Origin of the sequence: Synechococcus sp. N19 (genome assembly GCF_900474045.1) — a bacterium.
GTDB lineage: Bacteria > Cyanobacteriota > Cyanobacteriia > PCC-6307 > Cyanobiaceae > Parasynechococcus.
In genome coordinates this window covers 76,576-94,283 of the sequence record NZ_UCNR01000015.1, presented here as the reverse complement: position 1 = coordinate 94,283, position 17,708 = coordinate 76,576, and the positions used below count along the sequence as shown (strand labels likewise).

Genomic DNA, 17,708 nt, shown 5'->3' with positions numbered 1-17,708 from the left:
CAGTCGCCTTCCAGCAGCCGAAACGTACCCCTTGATACAAAATGGTGTCTTGTGGCTGTATACGGTCACATCACTGCACAATTCAGTCGAGCAGTCCCTTCTTATGTCGAAATCCCCCCAGGACGTCCTGCGCCAGATCAAGGACGAAGGCATCGAACTGATCGACCTCAAATTCACCGATCTGCACGGCAAGTGGCAGCACCTGACGGTGTGCACCGATCTGCTGGAGGAAGAATCCTTCACTGAAGGCCTGGCTTTTGACGGCTCCTCCATCCGCGGCTGGAAGGGCATCCAGGCCTCCGACATGGCCATGGTCCCGGACGCCAACACGGCCTGGGTGGACCCCTTCTACCGGCATAAAACCCTGAGCATGATCTGCTCGATTCAGGAGCCACGCACCGGCCAGCCCTACGAGCGCTGCCCCCGTGCCCTGGCCCAGCGGGCACTGAATCATCTGGCCAGCACCGGCCTGGCCGACATGGCCTTCTTCGGTCCTGAGCCGGAGTTCTTCCTCTTCGACGACGTCCGCTACAACTCGGCTGAAGGGGGTTCCTTCTACAGCGTCGACACGATCGAAGCGGGCTGGAACACCGGACGGATCGAAGAAGGCGGCAACCTCGCCTACAAGATTCAGGAGAAGGAGGGCTACTTCCCTGTCGCTCCCAACGACACCGCCCAGGACATCCGCTCCGAGATGCTCCTGCTGATGGGTCAGCTGGGCATTCCCACCGAGAAGCATCACCACGAGGTGGCAGGCGCGGGTCAGCACGAACTCGGCATGAAATTTGCTGAGCTGATCCAGGCCGCCGACAACGTGATGACGTACAAATACGTCGTGCGCAACGTGGCCAAGAAGTACGGCAAGACGGCCACCTTCATGCCCAAGCCGGTCTTCAACGACAACGGCTCCGGCATGCACGTGCACCAGAGCCTCTGGAAAGGCGGTCAGCCCCTGTTCTTCGGCGAAGGCACCTACGCCAACCTCTCGCAGACGGCACGCTGGTACATCGGCGGCATCCTCAAGCACGCCCCCGCCTTCCTGGCCTTCACCAACCCCACCACCAACAGCTACAAGCGTCTGGTGCCCGGTTTCGAAGCCCCGGTGAACCTCGTCTACTCCGAGGGCAACCGCTCTGCCGCCGTGCGGATCCCGCTCACCGGCCCGAGCCCCAAAGCCAAGCGCCTCGAGTTCCGCTCCGGCGATGCCCTCGCCAACCCCTATCTGGCCTTCAGCGCCATGATGATGGCTGGTCTGGACGGCATCAAGAACCAGATCGATCCCGGTGATGGCGAAGATCGCGACCTGTTCGAACTTCCGGCTGAAGAGCTCTCGAAGATCGCCACGGTCCCCGCATCCCTCAACGGTGCCCTGGAAGCGTTGAATGCCGATCGCGGCTTCCTCACCGCTGGCGGTGTGTTCAGCGACGACTTCATCGACAACTGGATCGACCTGAAGTACGAGGAGGTGCAGCAGCTGCGCCAGCGGCCTCACCCCCACGAATTCACCATGTACTACGACGCTTGATCAGCGTCCGTGCATCCAACGACCCGCCTCCAAGGAGGCGGGTTTTTTTGTGGACTGCTGGCCACGCGATTGTGCGCCTCATTCGTTGGAATGGTTCCGTTGTCTGAATCCGCGATGGCGTCAACGCCCCTGAGCAAGCTTGCGTACCAAACGCTTCAGCAAGGCAAAAGCATCGCGGGCCTGGCCCACAAGGAGCTGAGCACCAAGCTGATGGAGCTGTTGGCGCCAGATGCGGTGCCGAAAACCGAGCCCGTGTCCGCCGAAGTTTTTGGAGAGCTGCAGCTGGATATGAGGAAACTCCAGGAACAGGACTGGCAGGACGCCGAACAGGGGATCTACCCCGAGCAGTTGTTGTTTGATGCACCCTGGCTCGACTGGGTCAGCCGCTACCCGCAGGTTTGGATGGATCTTCCCTCCACCTGGGATCGACGCCGCGAGCGCAATGTGCGGGATCTGCCCAAGGAAACCGAAAAAGCGCTCTACCCCGAGTACTACCTCCAGAATTTTCACCATCAAACCGACGGCTACCTAAGTGACCATTCGGCTGGTCTTTACGACCTGCAAGTGGAGATCCTCTTCAATGGCACCGCCGATGCCATGCGACGCAGGGTTTTGGCTCCCCTGAAACGCGGCTTGAAGCACTTCGCAGACCGTGCTCCGGGTTCCCTCAAGATTCTCGATGTGGCTACCGGCACCGGCCGGACCCTGCAGCAGATCCGCGCCGCCGTTCCCCACGCGCAACTGATCGGAACCGATCTCTCCGAGTCGTACCTGCGTCAAGCCAACCGCTGGCTGAATGACGGCGATGCATCGCTGGTTCAGCTGATCCGTGCCAACGGGGAATCACTGCCCTTGGCTGATGAATCGGTTCAGGCCGTCACCAGTGTGTTCCTGCTGCACGAACTTCCGGCGGATGCCCGCCAGAACGTGCTCAACGAGGCCTGGCGGGTGCTTGAACCCGGTGGTGTGTTCGTGCTTGCCGACTCTGTGCAGATGGCCGATTCAGCCAAGTTCGCCTCCGTGATGGAGAACTTCAGGCGCGTCTTCCATGAGCCTTACTACCGCGACTACATCGGCGACGACATCGACGCCCGCCTTTCAGCTGCAGGGTTCGAAGGCATCACCGCGGAAACCCACTTCATGACGCGGGTCTGGTCGGCACGCAAACCCATCCCAGAGGCCAGCTGAGGGAATTCCCTGACAGCGTCCCTTGCAAGAACGGCTGCGAGCCATAGGGTGTGCTGAATCCCGAAGGGAACGTCATGACCAATCCCTTCCGGCTGCGTTGGCTTCAGGGCTGGACATTCCAGGTGGTGCTGATGGAAGGCCATGTGCAGGTCGAAGCCCATGGCTTCGGTATCTGCCTGCGCACGGCCGTGATGCCTGGGGAAAGTCCTCAGGCTGCAGCCGATCGTTTGGTGTTGTCTGAAGATCGCCGCAGGCGAGCCCTGCACAATGCCTGGCTTCGCGGTCAGGACATGGCACAGCCCGCGGGGGTTACACCCACGAAGGAATCAGCACCGGCCTCGAATTCGCTGGTGGTGGTTGGCCAAGCCCATCGCCAACGGGTTGCCTGATCTTCTGATTCGCTCAAAGCTGCGCCAGCAGCCAGGCCAAGGCAAAGCCGGCTCCACCGAAGCGTAAGGATCTCCAGAAGCGCTCTCCGTACACTGGGGAGAAGGCCCAGCCCACAGGCCGTTGCGTGATCAGATTCGCAGCAAGTTTGCGGCGCTGCAGCCATCGCCGCGCCGCAACACCCGACCGGGCATGGGCCTGACGTTGCCCTTGCAACACCAGCCGTGAGGCATGGTGCAACCAACGCAGTTCACGAACGCGTCGTTGGCTTTTGCGCTGTTCCACGCCATTGCACCCACATCAACCGAAACTAGATCGATCTGATGATTCAGGGATGACTTCACCTGACGCCCCATGGCCCGACTCCGCTACAGCCAAGGCGGAAGAACTGCACCAGTTGCTCCGCATCGGCGATCGCGACTGGCATCAGCTGAAGAGCAACCGACAGCGGCGTGGTGCTGAGTTACTGGCTGCAGCGATGGTGCAACTACTCCGCCAAGGGGACAGTGCCGACGTGGAGAACCTGACCCAACAGGCACTGGGGTGGTTCAAAGGAGAGCTGAAGGATCCGGGCTGTCCGCGTCACTGACGGGCCGACGGCAGGCCAGCTGCAGGCGATTCCCCCGGCGGCTCCAGCGCACATCATCAAAACATTGATGGATCAGGAACAACCCACGCCCGCTGGGAGCATCGAGAGCCGGCGGCAGGGTGGCTGTGCGGGACTGTTGTGGGAGGCCGCAACCCTCATCCTGAACCTGCCAAACCATCCAGTTGGGCGTGAGGATGCGGCGAACACGGAGCTTCTTGGCGGGGTTCTCGGCATTGCCATGGCGAACGGCATTGACCAGGGCTTCATGCAACCCCAGCTCAATCCGCTGACTGGTGAGAACACAACCGACGGGCTCGGTCAGCAGCTCCAGGAGAGGAGCCAGCTGCAGGGTCGACGGCAAGGAGAACTCAGCCCAGCGAAACCTCTTGGACGGCACAGTGGAGCCCGTTGACGTCGGTGTTTCGAACTTACCGTTGATGGGAAGCCCCGTCAGGATCTGCGGGCCACAAGTGCCGGATGATTCAAGAGGGAATCCATCAGGCGAACGCCACGGAGCTGATTGATCAACGGCATGTGCCCCTCTGGAGCCTCGATCGACCAGGTGAAGGCACCGGGATAACGCGTCCAGACGCCATCACATTTCCAGCCAATCCGGGGCCAAAGGCGTTCGTAACGCCCATCCAGGGCTGACAGCAGCTGGGACTGGGCTGTGAAGCCGAAGCGACCTTGGGAATAGACCGTCCAGAGGCGATCAAGACTGACCAGATCAACGCCTGACATCGGCGCAACTTCTGTGAAATAGACGTAGCCCCGTTTCACGGCGGCATCACCGGCCAATTCACGCAGGCACTGGCTGGTGACGCGATCCGCCTCTTCAAAGTTCTGATCGAGCAGCTCCTGCTGGAGCGGCCCGTAATCCAGGCCAACCCCGGAATCAGTGGTCAACCAGCCTCGATCGGACGACGCGATGAGAGCGGTGACTGCATCGGGATGGTGTCGCTGCAACACCTGCAAGATCCAACCTGCAGCCCAGTCATCACCGGCGGGGTCAAAGCCAGAAAGAAGGTCTGGGCCCACCGCAGCCAACTCGTCGGCGCGGGTTTCGATCTGCTTGATCAGCGGACGTCGCTGGCGAGGTGTTCCCTTCGCGAAACGATCCAGCAGCTGATCAACGCTGAGTTTGATGGCGGGTGTGGAACCGGAGAGCATGAGTCGCAACCGGCCCCAACTGGCTCGGTGTTGGCCCACTATGTCAGGCATGGGCGAGACATGTTCAATCGAAATCCAGCAGCTGCGCGAGCTGAAGGGACCCTTGGTGGACGTGCGCAGCCCCGGCGAATTCGAGAAAGGCCATTGGCCAGGGGCCATCAACGTGCCGCTGTTCAACGATGAGGAGCGCGCCGCAGTGGGCACCGCCTACAAGCAGCAGGGACGCACACCAGCGATTCACCTGGGGCTTGAACTCACCGGCCCCAAGCTCAGCAACCTGGCCCGCCAATTGGAAAACCTGCGGCAGCAGGGGGAACCTCGGATCTACTGCTGGCGGGGCGGAATGCGGTCGGCCAGCGTGGCCTGGCTTGCCCAGCAGATCGATCTCAAGCCAAGGCTCCTTCAGGGGGGCTACAAGAGCTATCGGCGCTGGGCCCAGAGCCGCTTTGAGCAGATCTGGCCCCTTCGCGTGATGGGAGGACGAACGGGAACAGGGAAAACCGATCTGCTGTTGGCCATGGCCGCGCGCGGTGCAGCCGTGGTTGATCTGGAAGGGCTGGCCAACCACCGCGGCAGCAGTTTCGGCGGTCTGGGTCTGCCGGATCAACCCAGCACCGAGCACTACGAAAACCAATTGGCTGAAGCCCTGGATCAACACCAACGCCGTGGGGCCACAGCTATTTGGTTGGAAGCGGAAAGCATCCAGGTGGGCCGCTGCCGCATTCCCAAGGCCCTTTTCGATCAGATGCAAGAGGCCCCTGTACTGGAGATTCAGCGCGACCTCGGGGAACGGGTGAACCAATTGGTGCAGGTGTACGGCCACCAGGGGGGAGCCGCTCTGGCTGAGGCGACCGAACGGATCAGCCGTCGCCTGGGGCCCCAGCGCACCAAGGAAGCCCTCGAAGCGATTGCCAGGGAAGACTGGGCCACCGCCTGCCGCGCCACGCTCGATTACTACGACCGCTGTTACGACCATGAACTGGCGCGATCGCCCAAACGCGACACGATCGATCTCTCAGGGCTCAACGCTGATCAAGCCGCCGAGACCTTGATCGACGGCGGGTTTGTTGAAATCCCCGATTAAGATCGCCCCCATCGATGGTTCGAGAACGGCATGAGCAAAGCGGCGATTCAGTTCTTTCGGGGAGTCAACGAGCCGGTGGTGCCCGACATCCGTCTGACCCGCAGCCGCGACGGCCGCACTGGTCAAGCCACCTTCCGTTTCGAGCAGCCTGCTGCGATTGCTCCCGAAACCATGGGTGACATCACCGGAATGTGGATGGTGGATGAAGAAGGCGAAATGGTCACCCGCGAAGTGAATGGCAAATTCGTGAACGGCACCGCCAGTGCCCTTGAAGCCGTTTACTCATGGAAGTCCGAGCAGGACTTCGAGCGGTTCATGCGCTTCGCCCAGCGCTACGCCGATGCCAATGGCTTGGGTTATTCACAAAGCCAGGATTCCAATCAGACTGAAGGGGCCGACGACCAACAAGCTTGAGACTGCCCCAGTGGCTGTTACTGACAGCCTTCATTGCAGCCATCGTCCTGCTGTGGTCGCTGCGTGAGCTGCTGCTGCTGATCTTCGCAGCAGTTGTTCTGGCCATGGCTCTGTGCACTTTGGTGGGCATTCTTCGCGAGCGGCGGCCGATGCAAAGGCCCCTGGCCCTGTCGCTCTGCATCGTTGGGTTGTTGTTGTTGGTCGCCGGTGCGGCCGGTGTTGTTGTCCCCCCGTTTCTCGAGGAATTCGCACTGCTGTTGCAGAAGCTGCCCGAAGCGGGTCAGGCCCTTGTGCGGCTGGGAATCGGTTGGATCGACAGCATCAGTGAGGCCATCTATGGGGCCGATGCATTCCCCGACCTGGATCAACTGGGCCTGAAAGGTCCACGCCAACTTGTGCCCGACAGTTCATCCCTCGCCGCTGGTGTGGGCAGTGGCTTGCTGGGTCTGCTCGGTTTGGCAGGCAACCTCGGCAACGGCGTCCTGCGGCTGTTGTTCGTGGTGGCGGTGGCTCTGATGATCAGCATTCAGCCCCAGGCCTATCGGAATGTTGGCCTGCAGTTGATTCCCTCCTTCTATCGACGCCGAGGGCGTCGCATCCTGGATCAGTGCGGTGCTGCCTTGAGCAGCTGGATGGTGGGTGTGCTGATCAGCTCCCTGGCCGTGTTTGTGCTTTGCAGCATTGCGTTAACGCTGTTGGGCGTGAAGCTCGTTCTGGCCAATGCACTCCTGGCAGGGCTGTTGAACGTGATCCCCAATGTGGGGCCAACCATGAGCACGATCTTCCCGATGGCGGTGGCTCTGTTGGATGCCCCCTGGAAGGCCGCTGCGGTGCTGGGTGCCTATGTGGTGATCCAGAACATCGAGAGTTACGTAATCACACCATCGGTGATGCACCACCAGGGGAAGCTGCTGCCCGGATTGACTCTGGCGGCTCAGTTCCTGTTCACACTCCTGTTTGGCCCCCTCGGCCTGCTGATGGCGCTGCCTTTGGCGGTGGTGCTGCAGGTGATCATCCGTGAAGTCGTGATCCACGATGTGTTGGATCGCTGGAAACGCCTGGAGCCGGTTCGATGACCGCCGGCACGTTTCTCATTGCACTCACCTTGGTGGTGCTGGTGCTGTTGCTCTGGCACCTGCGTTGGGTACTGCTGGTGCTCTTTGGCGCCGTGGTGGTGGCCGTAGCCCTGGATGTGCTGATTGTTCAGGTTCAGAAGCGAACCCCACTGGAGCGGCCCCATGCCCTGGCAGCCGTGCTGGGGATTTTGATCTTGGCCGGGGGGCTGCTGGGGCAACTGCTGGTGCCGGAACTGATTAGCCAGTTTCAACAACTGGGACGGGATCTGCCGCAGTTGGTCAGCAAGGTGTCCGACCTGCTGAGCAGTGAGCCGCGTCTGGCGCAGCTGAATGACGCTTTGGGGGAGGGCCTCAATCTGAAAGGGCTGCAGCCGTTACTGGGGTTCGCAGGAGGTGCAGCGAACTCGCTGATTCAACTGTTCTTGATGGTGCTGCTCGCGATCCTGCTGGCCTTGGATCCAAGCGCCCACAGGCGCATGGTGGTGGCCATGACGCCCCAACCCGCCCGAGAGCGGATGGAGCACCTGGTCGACGAGTGCAGGCAAGCGTTGGGGGGTTGGCTCATTGGCATGACCCTCTCCGCCACCACCGTTTTTCTGCTCACCTGGGGCGGCCTGTTGCTGCTGAAATCACCCCTGGCCCTGTTGAGCGCCCTGGTGTGTGGGCTGCTCACGTTCGTGCCAACCATCGGGCCCACGGCGGCAACGCTGCTGCCCACGGGATTGGCCCTGCTGCAGTCGCCGGAATTGATGCTGTCGGTGCTGGTGTTCCGGCTGGTGCTGCAGAACCTGGAGGCATTTCTGCTCACACCACTTCTGCTGCGCAAAACCGTGAATCTGTTGCCAACGGTGGCCTTAACGGCTCAGCTCAGCCTTGGTGCATTACTCGGGCTTCCGGGCGTGCTGCTGGCCCTTCCTTTGGTGGTGGTGCTTCAGGTGTTGATGCAGCGGGTGGTGGTGCAGCAGATCATGGACCGCTGGGCTTAAAAAGAGAATTCAGCCCCTGACTAGAAATTCCGTCAGCTCCAGCCCCTCACTACGTTCTGAGCAATGGCTATCGCACTAGATAGCGTTGCAGAACGCTCGATTGTGTCCATAATGGCCACAGAAATGGCCACACTTTTTGGCGAGCCTCTCCAGACACGAACTAGCTCTTGAGCAGCAGCTCGCGACGGTGAATGACCGGCTGAAGGAAGCAAAGCGCCGTGTTCGGGTAGTCGTTCCAAGTGCTCGACACCGGACGCTGCACCTTCGAGCCACACTCCCTGCGATGCCGGAAGAGGTTCAGGGTCCACCGAGGAGGAGATACATAAAGCTCGAGGTGGCATACACCGCGCAAGGCATTGGAGAAGCCGAGGCACTGGCGATCGACCTAAATACCGATATTGAGGAATGGAGAAGGGGGAAAAACTTCGACTGGGGCAAATGGATTGCGCGGAAAAGACGCCAACGCAGCGATGAGACGGAATCCTTCGCATCCGTCATCGAACGGCTGAAAACGCAGTTCTTCGAAGAGAGGAAGGACGACCCAATGCAGCAAAAAGTTCGCCGCTACTGGCAATCCGACTACAGCTCTCAATTCGCAAAGCTGAATCAGGCCCTTCCTTATTCAGTTGGCCACATGCGTGAGGTCATCGAGAGCCTGCGCAAGAACAGCAGTCCCAGGAAGCGGCTGTCACTCGCGTGCGTTCGGTTGATGCGGCTGATGCGCGAACCCATCGATCTAGTCGAGGAGATCAAGGAACTGGGACGCGGATACGGCAAGCAGTCGCTCAACCCTCGCGACATCCCCAGCGACGATCAGATCCTCGAAGACATCGACAAAATCGCACCTGAGTGGCGTTGGGCGTTCCAGATATTTTTTGTCTTCGGCTGTAGGCCGCATGAGCTTTGGGAAGCCGAGGTCCTCGACAACTGCCTTCTGCGGGTGAGTGAAAACACCAAAACAGGCTCGAGGTTCGCGATGCCAAGGGACAAGAAACTGGTCGAGGAATGGGACCTTTTCGGCACAGGACAAGAAAGGCTTCCTGCGACATTCGGCAAAAAAGCAGCTCACCCTGAGCAGTGCATCTCGATGATGTTCAACCGTGCGCGGCTGGAAGCAGGAATCGGATACAGCGCCTATTCGCTCCGGCACGCGTGGGCGATTTCCAGCATCAGAAGGGGAACGAATATCCGGCTGGCAGCCCGATCACTGGGGCACACCGTTTCGGAGCACGAAGGGACCTATTTGAACTGGATCTCCGCGCGGGAAATGCAAGACGCGATGTTGGCGGAGGTCACATGAGCAAGGGACTTCAGGAATCAGGCCGCTTCGTCACGGCAATCGTCATGGAGAGCCTGCAGCTGTACCAGGAGCACAAAATCTGGTTCACCCCGGACCCAGACAAATCAGCAGAACCGTTCTGCCTATACGAGGAGCCACAGGATCCTGAACAAATCACGTTCGGCCTGATGTGCGAGAAAGTCGCCGCGATCAAATACGCAGGCGGACCATTCGTTCAGGACTGGATTCAACGGGGTTGGGAAGTACCGGGGCAGTGCTGAAAGGAAGTTCGATTACGTCCTGAACGAATCGGAGGGACTGTTCAATCTGCTGGAGCCGGAGACCGGCACTGAGGCGGAGCTATGCGCCGAACTATTAGCGAATCATTCCGCAGGAACCACCACCACTGAGTTGGCCAACGTGATGAACATTGAGAAGAAGACCCTCTACAACCGCTGGCTGACGCCTCAGAAGAAGCAGAAGCTCATCACCAGCAAGAACAGCCGCTTCTACCTGACGAAAGCCGGAGGGCTGAAGCTCGCTGAGCTGATGCCTGAGAAGTCACAGGAGGTCGAGGCGATTACTGCCAAGGGGGGCTGGGAACCCGGGAAAACGGGAAAAAAGAGCTGATGACGCTCCAAACCCCTTGCCACAGCTGGAAAACCTTCCCGCCAATTTGCGGGAACTTACCGGGACAGAGCAGGGAACAACCTTTCCCTGATTCCCGGCAGATTCCCGGTATTTTCCCGGAGGGTTCCAGGAGTTGAATCCATTGGTATAACTAGCTTTTTAGAAGTTCCTCCCCTGGATCTTCCCTGTTTCCCTGAACCAAGCCACCCCCTGGGTCTGCGTTCTTGCTCAGATCACAGGTACGCAGGACAGTCCATCCATCGCGATGAGACCCAGCAACGGCAACGACTGGGGTCCCAGCAATTGAGATGAGATCTGAGCCGGTTGAGACCGGTTTTTTGCTGTCCAAATCGGGTCCAGCGCCCACGGGTCTCAGCCCGGAATTGAGATCGCGATGGGACTGGCACAACGACCTTGCCGCCTAAGAGTGGGCGTTGCCGTGGCGACAACCCCAACCAGGACGACTTGCTTTGGCAGCTTCGTGATCCATCTTCCGGCGCAGCAGAAGCTCGTAGAGCATCTTCTGGGCACCGACAGCAGCGGCGGATTGCTTGTCCTCTTCAGCCTTGAGAGAGATGCGTTGAAGGCTTGTCGCCATGTGGACCATCAGGTGCTGAGAATCGTGTGAATCAATGCTCAGTTGGAGCTGATCATGCGCCCAACGACAGTCCCGCTGGGCAGATGAACGTGAGCACCCCCATTGCGACATCTGTGCGGTCACAACATCGCTGAAACCCTTTCCCTGACTGACTAGAGCCAAGGCTGATTCACGGCGTCTGTTGCGCTCAGCTCTGCTGGTTCTGGCCATGGATCAGCCCCTAAAAAAATCGATGTGTCTCTGTGGGCGTGACAGTGCTGCTACTTTTTGGGGTCCGGCAGCAATGCCGTCACAGGACAACGCAACGCAAGTGTTTGGGTCATGCGGCTAAGCCAAAACCCTTCACTAGTTGTTCCTGCATCACACCATGACTTCACAGACCTATTGCGGCGTGCAGATTGATTGCGCGTGGCCTGCAGCATCACTACGCCTTGGCAACAAGCGACCCGACTACGAAGATGGGAAGTGCCGCTGCTGTCAGATAATGAATAAACAATAAATATCAAATTAATGCTGAGAAACTATAATGAAAAGACATTAAACGAATGCCTGCTTATGGCCATTAAAACCTTTATCAATAGGTGAATGCAGAAAACCCATAGTTGATCATATTGCCAACTGAGGGAAATTTATCAAATAAAATTTCCGTATTGGTCGAGTATACGCTTTTTATATTTTCCATCCCGGACAAAAGAGTGCAAGCCGTAAGCCTCCAATCCACAAGTATTAGAGAATTAGAGAGCATCGGTGACATCACTGGATCAATAAAAATTTCACCGCCTTGAAAAAAAGATTTGTCGCAATTAGCGTCAACAAACACAAGCTTCTTGCTTGAGTTTGAAATATTGTCAAGAAGGAAACTGTTGGCATAATCAAAATCATAGTAAGTCTTTTTGTCAAATGTCGAATTTGCAAAATCAATTCCTACAGCTTTAGTAGCATCTTTTTCAATGACCTGTAAGGGGCTATAAAAAGGGGGCGTTAACCCGCATTTCTCGAGACCACTAAATGTATTCTGAACCCAATATTCTTCTGGATCAATCAAAATGTGCTTTGCATTAAAATTTGAGCAATAATACGAAATCAGAGAGGTGCTGACGCCGCCACCTATTTCGATGACAACTTCTGGCTTTTGAGAGCACAACCCATTCCAAATGTTGTAAAGATCTAATATTTCTGGGTAAAATGAATCGCCACTTACTGATTCAAAATATTGATTCACGAATGGCATTACTTCAGAGAGCCCAGAAGCAGCAATCGCGTGAGCTCTGTCAACAGAACACATTAAACAAAAATATACAGATGTCGAGATATCAACCTTTTTTTCAGCAGTGCTTGCGAGTTTCTCTAGTGGTATTTCAACGATTCTATTAAATCCAGGAAATGGAGAAGCGTATATCTCCTTTAAAGTAGACTCAACAATGATAGATTTATCGCCATAGTCCAACTTAAAATAATCTAATGGGCTGAGAGGATCTAAGTAATCGCCAAACTTAGTCGATTTTTTTACGGTTGCGCACTTCTTGGCTGGAGAGAAAGCGAACATAAAAATTGACAACTTTGCATTATCATAGCAGTTACGCGGCGGTTGCCCTACTATTGACTGAACTTAAAAGCATAGACTGAATTGCATGTATATCTAATCTCTAAAAGCAACATAATGCGCAAGCTAAGACCTGGAATTTGGGCTGCATGCCAATGATTAATCGAACATTCAATACTCGCTTAGCTGAAGTAAATTCTTTAAGCCTCATCGGATTGGAATAGTTTAGGCGCCACTACAATCAAGCTATCTAGTAGAAAAAGCGGCAGTCTATGGCGCAATGTTGATTATCAAGTGCGTCTAGGCTGTGCTCATCAATTCTTTTCAATTAAAAAGGGAGGGGTAATGATCGGGTCAGCCTGAATAGGTGGCTGACGCTTAGGCACTGAAAAGCGTTGTTTATCGGTGTAAATAGAATAGCTGTTTTGAGTAAACTGAAAACAACCAGTTCTTACGGTGGGCTGGTTGCTCAGCGCAGCAAGTAGGGGTCACTTAGGTGGCCCTTATTTAATGCTTGATAGTGTTATGAAATAACCGGATCACGGACCAGCTCCAGACTGGGGCCATGGAAGGCGTCCTAGGCCTGCTGTTTGTCATCGCCTTGGTGACACTGTTCTGCGCCAGGAAAGCCCTGCAGAGGGCTTACACGAGGTCTTACCGGCTCCCACCACTCAGCCCTGGGAACCCGATTAGCCGCGAAGAGGACTGAAGATCATGGACTGTGGCCACACTTTTGGCCGCTTTATCTTTCAAATCGACTGCTACTACTAGCCATCTCATGGACCGCTGGGCGTGAATCCAGCAATAAGACCTGTATCCGCACGAACATCCTGTAGCAAGGGTCACACCTGAGACCCGGCCTGCATGCGTATTTTTGCGGAGTCGTGAGAACGACGCGTCGAGCCTTGGGACTCTTGGGAGAGGGTCCCATTTTTTTCGGCCAGATCAGAGCAGCTGACGCCGCTTCTTTTCTCTCGAATCACGCTCCCGCTCAACCGCTTGCCAATAGGCCGCAGAAACCGCGACCTCTTGGCCACGCTCAATCTTGTTCAAGCGCGTCTTGAGAGCCTCAACCTCAGCACGCAAGTCGAAGACCACCTCGCTGAGACCAGGATTCAACTCCATGGAACCTGAGCAACCAATTGAGTCGTAACTCAGCCTTTACAGGACATGACGTTCACCTCGATACCAAAGAAGCCTGCTTGACGCTCTTCAATCCAATAGTGTGTCCAAGAGGTCGTGAGACGAGCGGGCTTGGACGTCATCTTCAATTTCTCCCGTTACGAGGAACTGAGGCAGGCCGTGATGCAGCTGGTTCGCGAGAATCTTGACCCAGATTTGCTGCAAGAGGAAGCCCACGATCTGTTCGAATCGTGGTGGGCCTCAACCCACAGCCAGGGGCAGTGGAACGCCGAGGTGAAACAACGCACCTGGGATTCGATCTGGCGGGAATTCGGCAACGGCTCCAAGCGCTAACCGAAACGACGCCAGAGAGAGCCGGAGCCCAGCAAGACCACCACAGCGAGTTGATGATGCCGAATGGCATAACCAAGCCCTGTGATCGTGAACTGATCACTGAGGAGCAGAACTTCTGTGCGCAGATCAGCCAGAGCCAGCAGGATCAACAGAATTGGAAACCATCGGGCCGAAACAGCACGGCGTCTCCGCTCTGAATTACTGCTGGATTTAGTCACAGGAGCGGTCCCACAGCGTGAGCAACGAGGGTGCCAGGGCGATGCTCGACCAGGAACCAACAACAACCCCGAGTGCGAGGGCGATGGCAAACCAATACAGCGTTGCTCCACCGAAAAACACGAGCGCCAAGAGAGGCAGCAGGGTGGTTCCGCTGGTGTAAAGCGTGCGGGTCAGAGTGGCGGACACCGCTTGATCCACCTGCACTGAAAGCGACAGGTCTGCAGCATCCTTGCTGCGTTCACGGATGCGATCAAAGACCACCACCGTGTCGTTGACCGAATAACCAGCAATGGTCAGCAATGAAACCGCAAAGAGGCTGTCCACCTCCAGCTGGAGCACAACCCCAAGCCAGGCAAAAACTCCACAGACGATCGCCACGTCATGGGCCAGCGCCACCAGGGCGAGAAACGCGTAGCGGCGGTCGTAGCGGAAGCTGATGTAGGCCGCAATACCACTGAAGGCCACCAACAGAGAAATCAGACTGCTGCGCAGCAATTGTTTGCCCAGGCTCGGCCCGATCGTGTCGACCGATTGACCACCGGAGAGGAATGGCCCTGCAACGGGTTCAACCGCCTCAATCACCGCTTGGCCCTGGGCAGCCGACAACGTTGGCAGGCGCAGCAACAATGACTGACCACCATCCAGAAGCTGAACCCGGGGAGCGCCCAAGTTGGGGAGAGGTTGACCCTCCTCCTGAGGCAGCTCCAGGCTGCGGATCACATCCGAGACCTGAATCGCCTTGAGCTCGGCGCAGGCGTCATCACAGCGACGCTCCAGTTGAATCTGCGTGCCACCGGTGAAATCCAGGCCGGGACGGAGAGGAGCACGAATCGCAGGATCCAACCAGCTGAGCACCAAGCCCAACAGGCTGATCAGAACCACCAGACCAGAAACGAGCCAAACCTTGCGGCGCATGCTGCTGAGGGACCAGCGCAATCTGAGGACCGTGGCCGCTTGTGCCGATGAAGATGCCTCAGTCATGGTTCAGGCGGTGGGGGAAGGAAGTTGCCCGGTGGGCAGAAAATTGCTGGCACGACGCAGACCGGCGTAGCCCATCAGGAAACGAAGCAGAGTGCGGGTGCACGTCAGGGCCGTGAACAAACTCAGCAGAACACCAATGCCCAGGGTCGCGGCAAAGCCCTTGACCAGGCCGGTGCCAAGGAAGAAGAGAGCTGCACAACTGATCAGCGTGGTCAGGTGACCATCGACGATCGATGAAAAGGCCTCGGAGAATCCTGTATCGATCGAGCGGATCAAGGTGTTGCCCCGCCGCAATTCGTCCTTGATCCGTTCAAAGATCAGCACATTGGCATCCACGGCCATGCCGATCGAGAGGATGAAACCAGCGATTCCCGGCAGGGTGAGGGTGACCGGAATCAAGGCGTACACCGCCAGGTTGAACAGGGCATAAAGGCTGAGGGCCATCACAGCCACCGCCCCTGGCAGGCGATAGGCCACCACCATGAACACCGCCACCAGAGCCAGGCCCGAGAGGGCGGCCACCAGGCTGCGGCGGATGTTCTCTGCTCCGAGCGTGGGCCCGATCGTGCGGACCTCGATCACTTCAACGGGGAGGGGCAGGGAGCCGCCGCGGAGCTTCACCTCGAGCTCACGGGCCGTTTCCGCACTGAAATTGCCACTGATGGTGGCTGCACCACCAGAGATTCCAGCACTTTTGAACTGGGGGCCAACGCTGGCGGCACTGATCAGCTGATCATCCAAAGTGATGGCCAGCAACCGGTCGGTACCGGCAATCGATTTGGTGAGGTCAGCGAAGGCCTCAGCACCCTCACCATCGAAATTGAGGGTCACCTCCCAGCTGTTCGGGTTGTTCTGGAGCGGTTGGCGGCCTGCCGTCACCAGCTGCTTGCCTGTCAGGGCGGCCGGCTCAAGCATTGTGAGCAGATCGGCATCAACCTTGTTCAGAAGCTGGCGGAGCTGCTCCTCTTCCGAGCTCGCCTGCCCATCCAGACCCAGGGTCTGCTGGGTTGACTTCAGCTGAGCCAGATCCAGAGGCTCCGGGGTCTCACCACGGCGGATCTGATCTTCACGCAACCTGAGGATCGCTTCCACCTGGGAACGGAGCTGCCTCAGACCTCGGAACTCTGCTTCGGTGTCGGCCTTTTGGGCACGAAACTCCAACAGGGCTGTGTCGCCGAGAACCCGCGCAGCAGCGGTGGGATCCTGCTCACCTGGGAGCTGCAGCACGAGCTGCGACTCACCCACCGTCTGAAGGGTGGACTCAGCCACACCAAGACCGTTGACCCGACGATCGAGCACGGCTTTCACCGCTTCCATCTCTTCGGCACCAACCCGGGTGATTTCTCCGGCTGGCTTCACCTCAACGGTGAGCTGACTGCCGCCCCGCAGATCGAGGCCAAGTTCCAGCGGCGTCCGAACCAAAAACATCCCGGCGGCGATCGCCAGGGCAAGAACAAGGGCAAACCAACCCTGATAACGCGCCATCAACGTCAGATGCCCTTGTTGACCAACGCCTGCGCCGCCTCAACGATCTGATGCGGCTGAATGATCGTGAGGTTCTCGAGAGAACCGTTGTAGGGAGTGGGGATGTCCTGACTGGAAAGACGCACAGGCCGGGCATCCAGATCGTCGAAGCACTGTTCGGTGATCAGCGCAATCAACTCGGCCCCGATTCCGCCGGTCTTCATGCATTCCTCCACCACGATCACTTTGTTGGTCTTGCGGATGGAGCGGCTGATCGTCTCCATGTCGAAGGGCTTGAGGCTGATCAGATCGATCAGCTCAACGCTCACCCCCTCTGCCTCCAGTTGCTCCACAGCCTTGAGACAGTGATGACGCATCCGGGAGTAGGTGAGGATCGTCACATCGGTGCCTTCCTTCACCAGATCCGCCTGATCGAGGGCACAGGTGTAGTCGCCTTCGGGGAGCTCCTCGCTGAGGTTGTAGAGCAGAACGTGCTCGAAGAAGAGCACGGGGTTGTTGTCGCGAATCGCGGCCTTCATCAGGCCTTTGGCATTGGTGGGCGTGCTGCAGGCCACGATCTTGATGCCGGGGACGGCATGGAAGTAGGCCTCGAGCCGTTGGCTGTGCTCAGCGCCAAGCTGACGACCCACACCGCCGGGGCCGCGCACCACGGTGGGAATGGTGAAGTTGCCACCGCTCGTATAGCGGAGCATCCCCATGTTGTTGGAGATCTGGTTGAAGGCCAGGAGCAGGAAGCCCATGTTCATGCCCTCAACGATCGGCCGGAGACCGGTCATCGCGGCACCAACCGCCATTCCGGTGAAGCCGTTCTCAGCAATCGGGGTATCGAGCACCCTGAGATCGCCGTATTTCTCCGCCAGATCCTTGGTGACCTTGTAACTACCGCCGTAGTGACCGACGTCCTCCCCCATCACGCAGACGTGGGGGTCTCTCCCCATCTCCTCGTCGATGGCTTCCCGGAGGGCGTTGAAGAGAAGTGTTCCTGCCACGGCGTCACAGTGATCCCGGCCAATCCGGGTGGTGAGGCCAAGCTATCTCAGTCAGCGCAGGGTCAACCGCCCGCCGCGAAGGTGAACAA

Annotated in this window: 22 protein-coding genes; 12 read left to right on the top strand and 10 right to left on the bottom strand. The window is 57.9% G+C overall.

The window, feature by feature from the left end; genetic code table 11:
* The first annotated feature begins 103 nt into the window (after positions 1 to 103).
* From glnA to DXY02_RS09165, 3 genes are all read left to right on the top strand, one after another.
* Positions 104 to 1,525: a type I glutamate--ammonia ligase gene (gene glnA, locus DXY02_RS09175; RefSeq protein ID WP_114989052.1), complete on the top strand. Its 1,422-nt coding sequence runs from the start codon at positions 104 to 106 to the stop codon at positions 1,523 to 1,525.
* A gap of 114 nt (positions 1,526 to 1,639) precedes the next feature.
* Positions 1,640 to 2,713, top strand: a complete 1,074-nt coding sequence (locus DXY02_RS09170) for a class I SAM-dependent methyltransferase (RefSeq protein ID WP_114989198.1) — start codon at positions 1,640 to 1,642, stop codon at positions 2,711 to 2,713.
* A gap of 74 nt (positions 2,714 to 2,787) precedes the next feature.
* On the top strand, positions 2,788 to 3,102 hold the full coding sequence (locus DXY02_RS09165; protein ID WP_114989051.1) for a copper-binding protein: 315 nt from the start codon (positions 2,788 to 2,790) through the stop codon (positions 3,100 to 3,102).
* A 13-nt stretch (positions 3,103 to 3,115) separates the two neighbouring features.
* On the opposite strand, the gene DXY02_RS09160 is transcribed toward DXY02_RS09165, so the two are convergent.
* Positions 3,116 to 3,385 (bottom strand): hypothetical protein, encoded by a 270-nt coding sequence (locus tag DXY02_RS09160; RefSeq protein ID WP_114989050.1) that lies wholly within the window; start codon positions 3,383 to 3,385, stop codon positions 3,116 to 3,118.
* 49 nt (positions 3,386 to 3,434) lie between these two features.
* Here DXY02_RS09160 and DXY02_RS09155 point away from each other — a divergent pair, with 49 nt between their 5' ends.
* The gene (locus DXY02_RS09155; RefSeq protein WP_114989049.1) at positions 3,435 to 3,689 is read left to right on the top strand and encodes a DUF6439 family protein; all 255 of its coding nucleotides are present in this window, start codon (positions 3,435 to 3,437) and stop codon (positions 3,687 to 3,689) included.
* Here DXY02_RS09155 and DXY02_RS09150 read toward each other — a convergent pair.
* Together DXY02_RS09150 and DXY02_RS09145 are read right to left on the bottom strand one after the other, a co-directional pair.
* Positions 3,649 to 4,086, bottom strand: coding sequence for an ATP-binding protein (locus DXY02_RS09150; RefSeq protein WP_114989048.1), 438 nt, complete (start codon positions 4,084 to 4,086; stop codon positions 3,649 to 3,651). The genes DXY02_RS09155 and DXY02_RS09150 overlap by 41 nt on opposite strands.
* A gap of 53 nt (positions 4,087 to 4,139) precedes the next feature.
* Complete coding sequence (locus DXY02_RS09145; protein ID WP_114989197.1) at positions 4,140 to 4,859, bottom strand: GUN4 domain-containing protein; 720 nt, start codon at positions 4,857 to 4,859, stop codon at positions 4,140 to 4,142.
* A 40-nt stretch (positions 4,860 to 4,899) separates the two neighbouring features.
* On the opposite strand from DXY02_RS09145, the gene mnmH reads away from it, so the two are divergent.
* The 7 genes from mnmH to DXY02_RS09110 all read left to right on the top strand — a co-directional run bounded on the left by mnmH (position 4,900) and on the right by DXY02_RS09110 (position 10,328).
* Positions 4,900 to 5,943 (top strand): tRNA 2-selenouridine(34) synthase MnmH, encoded by a 1,044-nt coding sequence (gene mnmH / locus DXY02_RS09140; RefSeq protein ID WP_114989047.1) that lies wholly within the window; start codon positions 4,900 to 4,902, stop codon positions 5,941 to 5,943.
* Between the two features lie 30 nt (positions 5,944 to 5,973).
* Positions 5,974 to 6,357, top strand: a complete 384-nt coding sequence (gene psb28 / locus DXY02_RS09135) for a photosystem II reaction center protein Psb28 (RefSeq protein WP_025362320.1) — start codon at positions 5,974 to 5,976, stop codon at positions 6,355 to 6,357.
* Entirely contained in the window at positions 6,354 to 7,433 is a 1,080-nt protein-coding gene (locus tag DXY02_RS09130) for an AI-2E family transporter (protein ID WP_114989046.1), read from the top strand. Before psb28 ends, DXY02_RS09130 begins: the two co-directional genes overlap by 4 nt.
* Positions 7,430 to 8,419, top strand: coding sequence for an AI-2E family transporter (locus DXY02_RS09125; protein ID WP_114989045.1), 990 nt, complete (start codon positions 7,430 to 7,432; stop codon positions 8,417 to 8,419). The genes DXY02_RS09130 and DXY02_RS09125 overlap by 4 nt, the downstream gene beginning before the upstream one ends.
* Before the next feature lie 136 nt (positions 8,420 to 8,555).
* Positions 8,556 to 9,719, top strand: coding sequence for a hypothetical protein (locus DXY02_RS09120; RefSeq protein ID WP_137024503.1), 1,164 nt, complete (start codon positions 8,556 to 8,558; stop codon positions 9,717 to 9,719).
* Entirely contained in the window at positions 9,716 to 9,979 is a 264-nt protein-coding gene (locus DXY02_RS09115; RefSeq protein WP_114989043.1) for a hypothetical protein, read from the top strand. Before DXY02_RS09120 ends, DXY02_RS09115 begins: the two co-directional genes overlap by 4 nt.
* Positions 9,980 to 10,109: 130 nt before the next feature.
* Positions 10,110 to 10,328, top strand: a complete 219-nt coding sequence (locus DXY02_RS09110) for a hypothetical protein (protein WP_114989042.1) — start codon at positions 10,110 to 10,112, stop codon at positions 10,326 to 10,328.
* Between the two features lie 421 nt (positions 10,329 to 10,749).
* Here the strand turns inward: DXY02_RS09110 and DXY02_RS12625 are convergent, their stop codons facing one another.
* The 3 genes from DXY02_RS12625 to DXY02_RS09100 form a co-directional block, all read right to left on the bottom strand.
* Positions 10,750 to 10,926, bottom strand: coding sequence for a hypothetical protein (locus DXY02_RS12625; RefSeq protein WP_170951547.1), 177 nt, complete (start codon positions 10,924 to 10,926; stop codon positions 10,750 to 10,752).
* Between the two features lie 574 nt (positions 10,927 to 11,500).
* Positions 11,501 to 12,472 carry a hypothetical protein gene (locus DXY02_RS12270; protein WP_137024501.1) on the bottom strand — a complete coding sequence of 324 codons (972 nt, stop codon included), beginning with the start codon at positions 12,470 to 12,472 and terminating at the stop codon, positions 11,501 to 11,503.
* Positions 12,473 to 13,414: 942 nt separating this feature from the next.
* Entirely contained in the window at positions 13,415 to 13,594 is a 180-nt protein-coding gene (locus DXY02_RS09100) for a hypothetical protein (RefSeq protein ID WP_114989040.1), read from the bottom strand.
* Positions 13,595 to 13,723: 129 nt separating this feature from the next.
* Between DXY02_RS09100 and DXY02_RS09095 the strand changes: the two genes are divergently transcribed.
* Complete coding sequence (locus DXY02_RS09095) at positions 13,724 to 13,945, top strand: hypothetical protein (RefSeq protein WP_114989039.1); 222 nt, start codon at positions 13,724 to 13,726, stop codon at positions 13,943 to 13,945.
* Here DXY02_RS09095 and DXY02_RS09090 read toward each other — a convergent pair.
* The 4 genes from DXY02_RS09090 to DXY02_RS09075 are packed head-to-tail and all read right to left on the bottom strand — an operon-like array spanning position 13,942 to position 17,619.
* Positions 13,942 to 14,163, bottom strand: a complete 222-nt coding sequence (locus tag DXY02_RS09090) for a hypothetical protein (RefSeq protein WP_114989038.1) — start codon at positions 14,161 to 14,163, stop codon at positions 13,942 to 13,944. The two genes, DXY02_RS09095 and DXY02_RS09090, sit on opposite strands and share 4 nt — an antisense overlap.
* Positions 14,156 to 15,145: a protein translocase subunit SecF gene (gene secF / locus DXY02_RS09085; protein WP_114989037.1), complete on the bottom strand. Its 990-nt coding sequence runs from the start codon at positions 15,143 to 15,145 to the stop codon at positions 14,156 to 14,158. Before secF ends, DXY02_RS09090 begins: the two co-directional genes overlap by 8 nt.
* Before the next feature lie 3 nt (positions 15,146 to 15,148).
* Positions 15,149 to 16,630: a protein translocase subunit SecD gene (gene secD / locus DXY02_RS09080; RefSeq protein ID WP_114989196.1), complete on the bottom strand. Its 1,482-nt coding sequence runs from the start codon at positions 16,628 to 16,630 to the stop codon at positions 15,149 to 15,151.
* A 5-nt stretch (positions 16,631 to 16,635) separates the two neighbouring features.
* Complete coding sequence (locus DXY02_RS09075; RefSeq protein WP_011364166.1) at positions 16,636 to 17,619, bottom strand: pyruvate dehydrogenase complex E1 component subunit beta; 984 nt, start codon at positions 17,617 to 17,619, stop codon at positions 16,636 to 16,638.
* Positions 17,620 to 17,708: the final 89 nt, after the last annotated feature.